At 69.6% G+C, this 13,319-nt stretch carries 9 protein-coding genes; 6 read left to right on the top strand and 3 right to left on the bottom strand.

The features are described 5' to 3' along the window. Positions 1 to 330: 330 nt before the first annotated feature. Both RB628_RS36670 and RB628_RS36665 read right to left on the bottom strand, forming a co-directional pair. Positions 331 to 1,413, bottom strand: a complete 1,083-nt coding sequence (locus tag RB628_RS36670; RefSeq protein WP_318324971.1) for an NDP-sugar synthase — start codon at positions 1,411 to 1,413, stop codon at positions 331 to 333. Positions 1,414 to 1,471: 58 nt separating this feature from the next. Next, positions 1,472 to 2,851: a peptidoglycan recognition protein gene (locus RB628_RS36665; protein WP_318324969.1), complete on the bottom strand. Its 1,380-nt coding sequence runs from the start codon at positions 2,849 to 2,851 to the stop codon at positions 1,472 to 1,474. Positions 2,852 to 2,979: 128 nt separating this feature from the next. Here RB628_RS36665 and RB628_RS36660 point away from each other — a divergent pair, with 128 nt between their 5' ends. From RB628_RS36660 to RB628_RS36645, 4 genes are all read left to right on the top strand, one after another. Beyond that, on the top strand, positions 2,980 to 3,738 hold the full coding sequence (locus tag RB628_RS36660; RefSeq protein ID WP_318324968.1) for a TIGR03089 family protein: 759 nt from the start codon (positions 2,980 to 2,982) through the stop codon (positions 3,736 to 3,738). Positions 3,739 to 3,866: 128 nt separating this feature from the next. Beyond that, entirely contained in the window at positions 3,867 to 5,048 is a 1,182-nt protein-coding gene (locus tag RB628_RS36655) for an LCP family protein (protein WP_412180784.1), read from the top strand. Positions 5,049 to 5,271: 223 nt separating this feature from the next. Continuing rightward, a complete protein-coding gene (locus tag RB628_RS36650) occupies positions 5,272 to 7,020 on the top strand; it encodes an LCP family protein (protein ID WP_318324966.1) in 1,749 nt (582 codons plus the stop codon). A gap of 243 nt (positions 7,021 to 7,263) precedes the next feature. Further along, the gene (locus tag RB628_RS36645; RefSeq protein WP_318324965.1) at positions 7,264 to 8,934 is read left to right on the top strand and encodes an LCP family protein; all 1,671 of its coding nucleotides are present in this window, start codon (positions 7,264 to 7,266) and stop codon (positions 8,932 to 8,934) included. Positions 8,935 to 9,003: 69 nt separating this feature from the next. On the opposite strand, the gene RB628_RS36640 is transcribed toward RB628_RS36645, so the two are convergent. Beyond that, on the bottom strand, positions 9,004 to 10,056 hold the full coding sequence (locus RB628_RS36640; RefSeq protein WP_318324964.1) for a glycosyltransferase family 2 protein: 1,053 nt from the start codon (positions 10,054 to 10,056) through the stop codon (positions 9,004 to 9,006). A 172-nt stretch (positions 10,057 to 10,228) separates the two neighbouring features. Here RB628_RS36640 and RB628_RS36635 point away from each other — a divergent pair, with 172 nt between their 5' ends. Both RB628_RS36635 and RB628_RS36630 read left to right on the top strand, forming a co-directional pair. After that, entirely contained in the window at positions 10,229 to 11,698 is a 1,470-nt protein-coding gene (locus tag RB628_RS36635; RefSeq protein ID WP_318324963.1) for an LCP family protein, read from the top strand. A gap of 244 nt (positions 11,699 to 11,942) precedes the next feature. Next, on the top strand, positions 11,943 to 13,256 hold the full coding sequence (locus RB628_RS36630; RefSeq protein ID WP_318324962.1) for an LCP family protein: 1,314 nt from the start codon (positions 11,943 to 11,945) through the stop codon (positions 13,254 to 13,256). Positions 13,257 to 13,319: the final 63 nt, after the last annotated feature.

The following is a 13,319-nucleotide window of genomic DNA, read 5'->3' as shown; positions in this document are numbered from 1 at the left end:
CCGCAGGTCGCGGAGTGCAGTCCAGCGGCCCCGAGGAATTGCGCAGCAGAGTCTCCGGACGGCGCTGGAGGGGGGGCCGGCCGGCACTGGAGAAGCACCGGCCAACGCTAGAGAGGTACCGGCCAGCACTGGCGGGGTGCTGCCTGGGCTGCAGACACCGCGGGGGCAGGTGGGTGGGAGAGAAGCCTGAGCAGCGTCTTCAGCAGCGGGCGGTCGGGGGCGGGGGCCGGACCTGGGCCCTGTTACTGGTCGGCGGGGCGGCTGTGGGTGGGAGACGCTGCCTGGGCTGCAGCGGGTTCGTCTTTCCAACGCCCGGCCGCGTGGGCGGGGCTACTGGTCCGACGAGAAGCGGAGCGCGCCCGCCGGGATTCTCGCGTCGCACCACACCCGTACGCCCTCCCTCAGTTCGTTGTCCGCGCCGATGATCGCGCCGTCGCCGATCACCGTGCCGGTCAGGACCGAGCGTTCGCCCACGCGGGCCCTCGTGCCGATCAGGGAGTCGGTGATGACCGCGCCCGGTTCGACCACCGCGCCCGCCAGGATCGTGCTGCCCGAGACGCGCGCGCCCTCCGCCACGAACGCGCCCTCCCCCACCACCGTGCCGCCGGTCAGTTTGGCGTCGGGGGCCACTCGGGCCGAGGGGAGGATCAGGCGGTCGCCGCAGCGACCGGGAACCGCGGGGGACGGGGCGCGACCCAGGACCAGGTCCGCCGAGCCGCGGACGAAGGCCGCCGGGGTGCCCAGGTCCAGCCAGTACGCCGAGTCGACAAGGCCCTGCAGGTGCGCGCCGATGGAGAGGAGTTCCGGGAACGTTTCTCTTTCCACCGACACCGGGCGGCCCGCCGGAATCGTGTCGATGACCGAGCGGCGGAAGACGTACGCCCCCGCGTTGATCTGGTCGGTGACGATCTCCTCCGGAGTCTGCGGTTTCTCCAGGAACGCTGTCACCCGGCCTGTCCCGTCCGTAGGGACCAGGCCGTAGGCCCTGGGGTCCGTCACCCGGGTCAGGTGGAGCGAGACGTCCGCCGACTTCGACTCGTGGGTGCGTACCAGGGCCCTGATGTCCAGGCCCGTCAGGATGTCGCCGTTGAAGACCAGGACCGGGTCCTCGGGCCCCGAGTGCAGGCGCGAGGCCACGTTGCGGATCGCGCCGCCCGTGCCGAGGGGTTCCTCCTCCGTGACGTACTCCAGGTGGAGGCCGAGCGACGAGCCGTCGCCGAAGTGCGGTTCGAACACCTCGGCCAGGTAGGAGGTCGCCAGGACGACGTGCTCCACGCCCGCCGCTCTCGCTCTCGCCAACTGGTGTGTCAGGAAGGGGACCCCGGCCGCCGGGACCATCGGCTTCGGGGTGTGCACGGTGAGCGGACGCAGCCGGGTGCCCTTGCCGCCGACCAGAAGAATCGCTTCTGTCACCTGTCGTCCCTGCTTCCTGCCGGGACCGGCCGAAACGTCTTTCGGCCGGCCAGAATCCTCATCGCCCCTGGTACTTGGCCGCCGTCTCGCGCGCCGAGCCGAGCTTCCCGTAGAGCAGCCGGCCCGGGCACTCGGTGGCGAAGCCGTCCCGGTGGCCGGAGATCACGTTCAGTCGTACGTTCTTTCCTTTTTGATAGAGATTTCCACCACCCGATGTCAGGTATGTCTTACCGTTCGGATTGGCCCCGTAAAGGCCCAGCTTCCAGGCGGTGAGCCGCGCGATCGCCCCCACTGCCGCTTTGGACGGCTTGGAGCTGCCGAAAGTTCCGAGGACGGCGATCCCCATGCTGTCGGTGTTGAAGCCGAGCGTGTGTGCGCCCATCACCGCCTTCGCCAGGCCGCCGGCGCGCCCCTCGTAGATGTTTCCGCACCGGTCGACGAGGAAGTTGTAGCCGATGTCCCGCCAGCCGCTACTCAGCACGTGGTAGCGGTAGATGCTGCGGATGACGGACGTGACCTCCGAGCACCAGTACTTGTTGCCCGAGGCCGTGTGGTGCACGAAGGCCGCCCTCACCTTCTTCGTGTAGACGAAGCCGCGTTCCCGCAGCTTCTCGTCGGCGCTCCAGCCGCGTCGGGTGACGATCCGCGGGCGCGGGCCGATGTACGGCTTCACCCGTCGTTCTTCCTGCCGCATCTCCGAACGCTGCAGCGTGACCGCTTCCTGTTCCGTCTGCTGTCTGTTCAGCGCCGGGATCTCGGTGGCGCCGAGGGGGGCGAGGTCCGCGTTCGCCGCGGCCGACTCCGCCGACCCGGTGGAGTGCTCGGCCTCCGCCGCCCCCGTGTCGAGGGCGCGCCGCCCTCCGGATCCCGCGGGTGCCGTTCCCGGGTCCACCAGTTCGAGGCGCAGGCCCGCGGGGAGGGGGGAGCGGGCGCCCAGCGCTCGGCCGTCGCCGTCCGCCCGTACGCGCACCTCCACTCCGTCCGAGTCGCCCACCCACAGCGGTGCCGTGGAGCCTCGGACCCGGCCCGAGGCGCGTTCGGCGGTGTCGGGGTCGGCCCCGTGCGCATGGTTGTGCGTCTCCATGTCCTGCCAGCCGGACCAGTGACCGCCACCGGCCTCCCGGGTACGGACCTCGACGCGGCCGTACAGCTCGGTGTCCGGGTTGTCCCAGACGACGCCGACCAGCGAGAAGTGCCGTACGTCCGGACGGTAGAGGCCCTGTTCGGCGGCCGAGCCGAGGATGCGGTCACCGGGGCGGGGGGCGAGGGGGAGCGACTGGGTGCTGCCGGGGACGGCGGGAGCGGCGGTGGCCGCCTTTGCCGGTCTTGCCTCGGCGGGCCTCGCCAGAGCTGCGGCCGGGGTCGCGGGCAGGGTCATCGGGAGCGCCAGGGCCGTTGCACAGGTGACGCCGATCGAGGCAGAGAGATATCCACGCATGCCCCTGATCCTGGACATAGTCATACATACCTGTCCAACGATGAACTGACGGGCAGTCGGGCGTGTTCGCCCGAACCGGTGCCCCCGCGGGTCGGTCCGCGAGAGCGGCCACGCGTACCCTTGCGCGGGTGAACGCCACCGACCGCACCCCTGCCGACCTGCTGCGTTCCGCGCTCGCCGCGGACCCCGCACGCCCCCTGGTGACCTTCTACGACGACGCCACGGGGGAACGCGTCGAATTGTCCGTGGCCACCTTCGCCAATTGGGTGGCCAAGACCGCGAACCTCCTCCAGGACGAGTTGTCCGCCGAGCCCGGTGACCGGGTCGCACTGCTGCTGCCCGCACACTGGCAGACGGCGGTGTGGCTGCTGGCGTGTTCGTCGGTGGGTGTCGTCGCGGACATGGCGGGCGAACCCGGGGCGGCCGACATCGTCGTCAGCGGGCCCGACACGCTGGACGCGGCGCGCGCGTGTTCCGGTGAGCGGGTCGCTCTCGCGCTGCGGCCGTTGGGCGGGCGGTTTCCGCAGGTCCCGGCCGGCTTCGCGGACTACGCGGTGGAGGTGCCCAGCCAGGGGGACCGGTTCGCACCGTACGCGCCCGTCGATCCGGAGGCTCCCGCGCTGATCGTGGCCGGGGCGGAGTTGACCGGGGCGGAGGTCGTGGAGCGGGCCGGGGCGGATGCGGTGGCGTTCGGGCTTACGGGGCCGGGGTCCCGGTTGCTCTCGGGGCTGGGGTACGACACGTGGGAGGGGGTCAGCGCGGGGTTGTACTCGCCGCTCGCGACCGGGGGGTCTGTTGTGCTGTGCCGGCATCTGGAGCAGGCGTCCGAGGATGCGGTGGCCAAGCGGGTCGAGGATGAGCGGGTCACGGCTACGCGCCGCGGGTGAGGGTTGCTTTCAGGCCGCAGGGCGGTGGGGGCTTGTCGCGCAGTCCCACGCGCCCCTGAGCAGGTGTCCGACCCCGGCGTTCATCCGTTCGGCCTCCCAGCGGCCACCCTCGGCCCGCATTCCGAGTCATGGTCGTAGGAGCACGTACACGCCGTGGAGGGGCAGGCCCAGCCGTGACCGAGACCGCAGGCCCCCTCGGACCCGGCGCCGGGGTCACCGCCGTCGGCCGGCGGCGCCGTTGGCTCCGGCGGGCCGCCCTCGGCGTCGGGCTGGGCTCGCTCGGCGCCGTCGGGGTCGGCCTGGGGGTCTACGCCAAACTCGACGGGAACATCACCCCCGATCGCGGCGCCGCCGCCGAGCTCGCCCGGTACGAGAAGGAGCGGCCCACCTCGCTCGTGCGTGGGGCGCAGAACATCCTGTTGATCGGGTCCGACTCGCGGGCCGGAAACGGGAACCGGAAGTACGGGCGTGACTCCGGGACGGAGAGGTCGGACACGGCCATCCTGTTGCATCTGCCCGCCGGCCGGCGCAGCGCCACCGCCATGTCCCTGCCCCGCGATCTGATGGTGGACGTGCCGAGCTGCCTGCGGCCCGACGGGAGTCGGAGCGAACCCATGTTCGCGATGTTCAACTACGCCTTCCAGCAGGGCGGTTCGGCCTGCACGATCCGTACCGTCGAGATGCTGACGGACATTCGGATCGACCATCACGTGGTCGTCGACTTCGACGGTTTCAAGGACATGGTCGACGCCGTCGACGGGGTCGAGGTGTGTCTGACGGAACCGGTCGACGACCGCGAGGCCAGACTGCGGCTGCCCGCCGGGAAGGTGACGCTCGACGGCGAGCAGGCGCTCGGGTACGTGCGGGCGCGGAAGTCCCTCGGCAACGGGAGTGACACCGCGCGGATGGACCGGCAGCAGCGTTTCCTCGGGGCGCTCGTCGAGAAGGTGCAGAGCAATGACGTCCTGCTGAACCCGGTCAAGCTCTATCCGGTGCTCGACGCCGCGACATCGTCACTCACCACGGACCCGGCCCTGGCCAGTCTGCGTGGATTGTACGAATTGGTGCGCGGCATGCGCGATATCGCTACCGAACGTGTGCAGTTCCTGACTGTTCCGCGGGAGTCGTACGCCTACAACGTCAATCGCGACCAACTCGTGGAGCCGGACGCAGGGCGATTGTTCGAGCGGCTGCGGACGGATTCGCCGGTCGCCGTCACGGAGGAAATCCCGGTTCGGGGTGATTCCGTCCCCCCGCCCTCCGTACCCACTTTTCGCGGCAACACGGCCGCCCAGGCCTCCTGCGGGTAAAGCGCTTGCCAAGTGGGCGGACTTTAGTTCAAGAAAATGGGTGGATTGCCCAGTTGTAGGGACGTGGAATTTGTCACCGTCGTCGCTTGACGACCAACCGGACGGATAGTGTGAGCGATCCGGTGTGCCAGGACACGTGTCGTGTGCACACCGGAGACCGAGACCCGAGCGCCTTTGGAGGGGGAAAGGCGCCGCGTGGCCCCGACGGAGGATTCAGACAACCGTGGACGCGCAAGGCCGTGGGCGGGCGGACGACATCGACCCCGCAGACCAGTGGGTGCTCAACCCGAGCACCGGCGAATACGAACTGCGACTGACTCCTTCCGCACCGCAATCGGCGGTCCCGGGACCTCGTCGAGCCACGCCCGCCAACGCGGGTGCGGGACGCGGGCGTTCGGCGGCACCGGAGCGGGAGCAGGAACGAGAGACGCACGGGGTGCCCGGGCAGGTGCCGCCACCGAGACGGCGTCGCGGCGCGCCCGAGGATCCACCGCCCGGGCGGCGTCGCTCGCGGGCCCCGGAGAAGAAGAAGCCGAAGGCCAAGAAGGTGCTGCTCTGGACCGGCGGGACCATGGCCTTCGTCATGGTCGCCGCCGCAGCAGGCGGCTACTTCTACCTCAGGCACCTTGAGGACAACGTCCAGACGACCGACGTCGGTAATGCGGGCAAGTCCGGCTTCAGCAAGGACGAGGCCTTCAACATCCTCATCATCGGTACGGACAAGCGCACCGGTGCGGGCAACGAGTCCTACGGCGACGCGGGCAGCGTCGGGCACGCCGACACGACGATCCTGCTGCACGTCTCCAAGGACCGGACGAACGCGACCGCGCTGAGCATTCCGCGTGACCTGATCGTCGACGTCCCGGACTGTCCGACCGTCCAGGAGGACGGGTCCGAGGAGATCATCCCGGGCACCCAGGGCGTCCGCTTCAACACCAGCCTCGGGCAGGACGAGCGCGACCCGGGCTGCACCATGCGCACGGTGAAGGAGGTCACCGGTATCTCGCCGGACCACTTCATGATGGCCGACTTCAACGCGGTGAAGACGCTGACGACGGCTGTGGGCGGGGTCGAGGTCTGTGTGGAGAAGGCCGTCAACGACAAGGACTCGAAGCTGAAGCTGCCCGCCGGCAAGTCGACGGTCGAGGGAGAGCAGGCGCTCGCCTTCGTCCGTACGCGGCACAGCTTCGGCAACCAGGGCGACCTGGACCGGATCAAGGTGCAGCAGCAGTTCCTCAGCTCGCTGATGCGCAAGATGGCCTCCAGCGACACCCTGACCAACCCGACCAAGCTGCTGAAGCTCGCCGAGGCGGCAACCAAGGCGCTGACCGTGGACACCGGTCTCGGCAAGGTCTCCACGCTCAAGGACGTGGCGCTGGAGCTGAAGAAGGTGCCGACGAAGAACATCACCTTCATGACCGTCCCGGTGATCGACAACCCGGCCGAGACGGTCCGGGCGACGGTCGTCGTCGGCCCGACGGCCCCCGAGGTGTTCGACGCGATCAACAACGACGTGTCGTTCACCGCGGTCAAGCAGCAGAAGGCGAAGGAGGCGGCTGCCGTCGCGGCCCGCCTCAAGGGCACCAAGTCCGCCGCCTCCGAGGTGCGGGTGCAGATCCTGAACGGCGGCGCCCCCGCCGGCTCCGCACAGGAGACTCTCAGCTACCTGCAGAATGATGAGGGCGTGACCAAGTCCGAGAACGCGGGCAACGCCTCGGCGGAACTCGCGAAGACGACGCTGGAGTACGCGCCCGACCAGGCCGACCAGGCCCGGCGGCTGGCCGCCATCATGGGGCTGTCCGGTTCGGCGATGAAGCCCGGCGAGAGCGTGACGAACTCCCAGGGGCTGCCCACCATGACGCTGACCCTCGGCAAGGACTTCAAGGGGGCCGGCGTCTCGCTCACCGCACCGGCGAAGGCACCGACCGTGGAGGGCCAGTCCACGGCGGACAAGGTGCAGTGCGCCAGCTGAGCACAACGATTGGTCACACTTATTGGTCAGACCCGTTGAACAGACTTGTTGAGCGATCAGTTGAGCAGACGGCTGATCTGATCAGCTGATCGGTCTGTTGGTCGGTCCGGTGGGTCAGTGAGTGTCTTTGCCAGTTGTCCGGTGCGGGTTTTTGGTGCGTCGATTGACCAGACAGGCCTGCCTTGCGTCTCACAGGACGCAAGGCAGGCCTGTTCGACGGCGCAAGGGTGGGGAGGCAGGGGAATGACACAGAGCAGTGTGCACGGGGAGGGGACGCGACCAGGCGTCCGGCCTGCTCGGGTTCCGGGACAGCGCGACGGCTCGCACGAGCAGAGGGGCGAGTCCGGGGACGGCGACAGCGACAGCGACAGCAGTGGTGGCGGTCAGAGGGGAAGACGGCGGCGGCCCGGCAAACGCAAGGTGCTGCGCTGGTCGGCGGCGACCCTCTCGGTGCTGATACTCGGCACGGCAGGCGCCGGATATTTCTACTACGAGCACCTGAACGGCAACATCCAGAAGGGCAAGCGCAGCAGCGGCGACTCCAAGGCGCAGAAGACCGAGCCGAACGCGGCCGGGCAGACTCCGCTGAACATCCTGCTGATCGGCTCGGACAGCCGTAACTCCGACGCGAACGTGGCGCTCGGCGGCAGCAAGGCCAACCGCGGCAACCCGCCACTGGGCGACGTCCAGATGCTGGTCCACCTCTCCGCCGACCGCAGAAGCGCGGCCGTGGTGAGCATCCCGCGCGACACCCGGGTCGACATACCGAAGTGCACGGACCCCGACACCGGTGACACGTTCGCGGCGACCAACGACATCATCAACACCTCGCTCGCCCGGGGCGGCGCCGGCTGCACGCTGGCCACCTGGCAGAACCTCACCGGGGTCTACATCGACCACTGGATGACGATCGACTTCGCGGGCGTGGTGAAGATGGCCGACGCCATCGGCGGCGTCGAGGTCTGCGTGAAGCAGAACGTGTGGGACCGCCCGCTGGCCAATGTGTCCGGCGGCTCCGGGCTCAAGCTCAAGGCCGGCAAGCAGAAGGTCCAGGGCGAGACGGCGCTGCAGTGGCTGCGTACCCGGCACGCCTTCTACAGCGACCTGGGGCGCGCCAAGGCCCAGCACATGTACATGAACTCGATGATCCGCACGCTGAAGGCACAGAACGTCTTCTCGGACGCCGGACGGCTGACCGGCCTGGCCGAGGCGGCCACCAAGTCCCTGACGGTGTCCGAGGAGCTCGGCACGGTCAAGGAGCTGTACGACCTGGGCATGCAGCTCAAGTCGGTGCCGACCGACCGCATCACGATGACGACGATGCCGACCGTCGTGGACCCCCGGAACGCGAACCATCTGGTGGCGGCCGACGCCGACGCCGAGACGATGTGGACGATGCTCCGCGACGACATCTCGTTCGACGACAAGGGCGGCACCTCGGCGACGAAGGCCCCGACGGCGTCGGCCTCGGCGACGGCTTCGACCGACCCGGCGGCCGATCCCGGCAGGATCGGCGTGCTCGTGCAGAACGGAACCCGGACGGCCACGCTGACCGCGGTCGGGGGCCGGGCGACCGCGGTCAGCGGGATCCTCTCCGGCAAGGGCTTCACCAACGCGGCGGCGGACACGTCCGGTTCGCTGTCCCTGGACAAGACGGTCGTGCGCTACCCGAGCGCCGACCTGGCGGGCGACGCCCAGCTCGTCGCCAAGTCCCTGGGGATTCCCACGAGTTCGGTGAAGAAGTCGACGGACGTCTCGGGTGTGACGGTGATCGTGGGCGCAGACTGGCGCGAGGGCGACACCTACCCGAAGCAGACCGCGCCGAAGGCCGGGCAGCTGCCCGACACCGCCGACGCGCTGGTCGGTTCGGACACCGACGCGTGCATGGACGTGTACTCGCCCTACCGCTGGTAGACAAGCACGAGAGCAACGAGCCGGGGGGCATGTCGTCGGATGACGACATGCCCCCCGAATCGTGGTGTCTCAGGCCGCGTTCGCGCCGTCCCGTACCGCGGGCCGACGGGCCGCGATCACCTTGCGGGCAAGCGACCGTGGACTCGTCAGGAAGCCCCAGCCCCAGCACATGTGCATGGTGGCGAGGGCGACGGGGATCTGCAGCCGGGCCTTCAGCGAGAGCCCCCTGCCCGCCGGGACCGAGCCGGCCGCGATCGCCGCGAGATAACCGCCGGGCACCAGGAAGGCCCACGGCGTCAGTACGGCGCCCAGCAGCACGCCCGCCGCTGTCGCGACCACGGCGGTGGGCGGGGCGAGGTAACGCAGGTTGATGGAACCCTCGTGGTAGCGGGCCACGACATGGCGCCAGCGGCCGTAGTCCTTGTACTGCTTGGCCAGCGCGCGCACGGAGGGCCTCGGCCGGTACGACACCCGCAGCTCGGGCGAGAACCAGATGAGGCCGCCCGCCTCCCGGATCCGGAAGTTCAGCTCCCAGTCCTGGGCGCGGATGAACTCCACGTTGTAGCCGCCCTGTTGCTCAAGAGCGGCCCGGCGGAAGACACCCAGGTACACGGTCTCCGCGGGCCCGGCCTTGCCCCCCGTGTGGAAGGCGGCGTTGCCGACCCCGATTTTCGAGGTCATCGCGGCGGCGACCGCGTGCTCCCAGGCGTTCTCGCCCTCGGCGTGCATGATCCCGCCGACGTTCTGCGCGCCGGTCTCGTCGAGGAGACGTACCGCGGTCGCGATGTAGTCGGGCGAGAGCATGCCGTGGCCGTCGACGCGTACGACGACGGGGTGGCGGGACGCCTTGATCGCGGCGTTCAGCGCGGCGGGCGTACGGCCGGTCGGATTGGGGACGGTGTGGACGCGCTTGCTCGCGTCGGCCGCGGTCTCCCGTACCAGCTCGGCGGCGATCTCGTCCGTGCGGTCCGTGGACGGACCGAGGGCGATCACGACCTCCATCTCGCCGGCGTACTCCTGGGCGAGGATCGCTTGGACGGCTCCGCGCAGATGCCGCTCCTCGTTGAGGACGGGCATGATCACGGACACGGCGGGCAGCTGCACGTCGGGCTTGGCGTTCATAGGGGGCTCACGTTACCGCGAACGGGGGACACCGACGCGCGCCGCCCGCCCGCAGAGCCGGGCCGCAGATCGTATCGGCCTACGGTGCTGACGGATCCCACGTTCGGCCCCCTCTCTCCTCCCGTTCCTCCCTGTTCCTCCCCCCGGCCAGCCTTCGCGGAGGTGTCCCCCCATGCCTGCATCCCCCGCATCCCCCGCAGCCCCCCGATCCCCGCAGCGCCGGCCACGGCCGTCGTCCGGGCGTCCGCGTCCCCCCGTACGGCGGAAGAAGCCACGCTGGGCCATGCGGGCGGTGACGACGCTGTCCGTCGTGGTGCTCGCCGCGGCCGGGATCGGGCACGCGGTCGTCACCAGCCTCGACGCCGACATCGACCGCGTCGACCCCTTCAAGGACATGAAGAACCGTCCACGGGCGGGCCACGGCATGAACGTGCTGCTGGTCGGCACGGACGGCCGGGACGGGATCAGCGAGACCGAGCGGCGGAAGTACCGGCTCGGCGGCGCGCCCTGCAACTGCACCGACACGATGATGATCGTGCACATCTCGGAGGACCGGGAGCGGGCGAGCGTGGTCAGCCTGCCGCGCGACTCGTACGCCGAGACGCCCCCGCACACCGACCGGATCACCGGACGCCGGCACGGGGGCCACGTCATCAAGCTGAACGCGGCGTACGCGGAGGGCGGTCCGAACCTCACCGTGCGGACGGTGGAGCACATGACGCACGTGAAGATCGACCACTATCTGGAGATCGACTTCACCAGCTTCATGAAGACGGTGGATGTGCTGGGGGGAGTCGAGATCTGTACGGCGAAGCCGCTGAGGGACTCGTACACGGGGCTGGATCTGGCCGCCGGTACGCACGAGTTGAGCGGTGGGGAGGCATTGCAGTACGTCCGCTCCCGGCACGCCGACGGCTCCTCCGACCTGGGACGCATGCAGCGCCAGCAGCGGTTCATGGCGGCGCTGATCGCGCAGTCCACGTCGTCCGGGGTGCTGCTGAACCCGATGAAGTTCCGGGACATCACCCGGGCGGTGCTCGGGTCCGTGCGGGCGGACAAGGAGTTCGGTACGGGTGAACTGCTGGACCTCGGGCGGGCGATGCGGAACTTCTCTCCGGCGTCGTCCGAGTTCACGACCGTGCCGATCGGGCGGATGGGGTACGCCGTGAAGGGCATCGGTTCGACGTTGAAGTGGGACGCGGCGAAGGCGGGGCGACTGTTCCGGGCGCTGCGGGAGGACGAGCCGCTGGCGGTGCGGCGGGGCGGCGGCGGTGAGGGGGGTGCGCCGGTCAGGGTGGAGGTGGCGCCCCAGCAGATCCGGGTGCAGGTCGAGAACGGGACGCTCACGGCCGGGCTCGGGCGGAAGGTGGATACGGCGTTGGCCGCGACCGGGTTTCGGACCACCCGGGTGCCGGTGAATGCGCGGGATCGGGAGGTGGGTCGGACGGTGATCGTGTACGACCCCCGGTGGGACCGGTCCGCGAAGTCGTTGGCGGCGGCGTTGCCGGGGAGTTCGTTGCGGGCGGTGCGGGGGCAGGGGGCGGTGCTGAAGGTGGTTGTGGGGGCGGATTACCGGGGAGTGCGGAAGGTTCGGGTGGAGGAGCCCGGGGTGACCACGGGGGATCAGGTGGGGTGTCGGTGAGTTTGGTCTCCCACCCGCCCCCGCCGCTGGGACAAGCCCGTTCAGGGCCGTAGCAGGGGAGCTCCATGGGCGGAGGCCGGCTTGCCCGGGGGCGCCGCTTCTGCCCTGGTGGCCTGGTCCGTCATGACCTCCACCTCATGCCGGGCGTACACATGGGCGATTTGTGTCAGCTTCGCAACAGCACTGCTTCTAATTTCCTTCGACCCTTGTATAGGGCATGGCCCAGCACTGCACACTGGTCCGCATGAACGATTGGCCCGACGCGTGGTCCGACGACAACCGCAACAACCGGTACGGACGCGGCAGCGCGAACGCACAGCCCGAGAGTGCGCGCGTGATGCGGCAGGTCCAGCGCGGCCAGGGCGGCCAGAACCCCGCCGCCCCGCCGTACGGCGGCGGGGTCCCGCAGCAGCAGCCGTACGCCGGTAACCAGGGCCAGGACCCTTACGGGAACGGGAACGGTTACGACAGCGGGTACAACACCGGCCAGGTCTACGGCGGCTCGCCGAGCGCCGGTGGATCGGGCGGCGGGCCGGGCGGGCCCGGTGTCATGAGGAGTGGCGGCCTCCGTTCCGCGCCGGACTGGCGCAAGCGCGTCAAGTGGACCGCGATCACCGTGGTCACGCTGCTGGTCGTGGTGTCCGTCAGTACGTATTTCTGGGCCGACGGCAAGCTGAACCGTCAGGTCGACCTGTCCAAGGTCATCGACCGGCCGGACGCGGGCGAGGGCACGAACTATCTGATCGTCGGTTCCGACAGCCGTGCGGGTCTGTCCGCCGAGGAGAAGAAGAAGCTGCGCACCGGGTCCGCCGAGGGCAAGCGCACGGACTCGATGATGATCCTGCACACCGGCGGCAACGGCCCGACCCTCGTCTCCCTCCCCCGTGACTCGGACGTGGAGATCCCGAGCTTCGTGGGCTCCGAGTCCGGCAAGACGTACAAGGGCACGGGCCGGCACGTGAAGCTGAACGCGGCGTACGCGGAGGACGGGCCCGAACTCCTCGTCCGTACAGTCGAGTTCAACACCGGTCTGCGCATCGACCACTACGTCGAGATCGGCTTCGCCGGCTTCGCGAACATCGTGGACGCGGTCGGCGGCGTCGAGCTCACCATCCCCAAGGGCGGGATGAAGGACACGAAGTCGGGCGCGAACTTCACGGCGGGCGAGCAGACCCTCAACGGTGAGCAGGCCCTGGCCTTCGTCCGTACCCGGTACGCCCTCGCGGGCAGCGACCTCGACCGTACGAAGAACCAGCAGAAGTTCCTCGCCGCGCTGGCGAGCCAGACCGCGACGCCGGGCACGATCCTGAACCCCTTCAAGCTCTACCCGACGATGAGCGCGGGCCTCGACACCCTGATCGTCGACAAGGACATGGGTCTGTTCGACCTGGCCGACATGTTCTGGGCGATGAAGGGCGTCACGGGCGGCGACGGCACGTCCATGAACATGCCGATCTCGGGTTCGACCGGCGGCAACCTCGTCTGGGACGAGGCGAAGGTGAAGACGCTGGTGAACGAGTTGAAGAACGACGAGAAGGTCACGGTTTCGGGTAACTGAGTGCGGTGACCAGCCGTGGACCGGCCATACAGACGTCCGCCCCTGCCCGATGGGCAGGGGCGG

The sequence above is a fragment of the Streptomyces sp. ADMS genome (assembly GCF_033441795.1).
In the GTDB taxonomy this organism is placed as follows: domain Bacteria; phylum Actinomycetota; class Actinomycetes; order Streptomycetales; family Streptomycetaceae; genus Streptomyces.
The sequence above is the reverse complement of the archived record's forward strand: the minus strand, read 5'-3'. Positions and strand labels throughout refer to the sequence as shown.

Bases quoted from the DNA above. Each gene is read 5' to 3' on its own strand.
- RB628_RS36655 (WP_412180784.1), top strand. From the start codon at position 3,867: ATGGTCGTAGGAGCACGTACACGCCGTGGAGGGGCAGGCCCAGCCGTG.
- RB628_RS36635 (WP_318324963.1), top strand. From the start codon at position 10,229: ATGCCTGCATCCCCCGCATCCCCCGCAGCCCCCCGATCCCCGCAGCGC.
- RB628_RS36640 (WP_318324964.1), bottom strand. From the start codon at position 10,056: ATGAACGCCAAGCCCGACGTGCAGCTGCCCGCCGTGTCCGTGATCATG.
- RB628_RS36645 (WP_318324965.1), top strand. From the start codon at position 7,264: ATGACACAGAGCAGTGTGCACGGGGAGGGGACGCGACCAGGCGTCCGG.
- RB628_RS36665 (WP_318324969.1), bottom strand. From the start codon at position 2,851: ATGCGTGGATATCTCTCTGCCTCGATCGGCGTCACCTGTGCAACGGCC.
- RB628_RS36630 (WP_318324962.1), top strand. From the start codon at position 11,943: ATGAACGATTGGCCCGACGCGTGGTCCGACGACAACCGCAACAACCGG.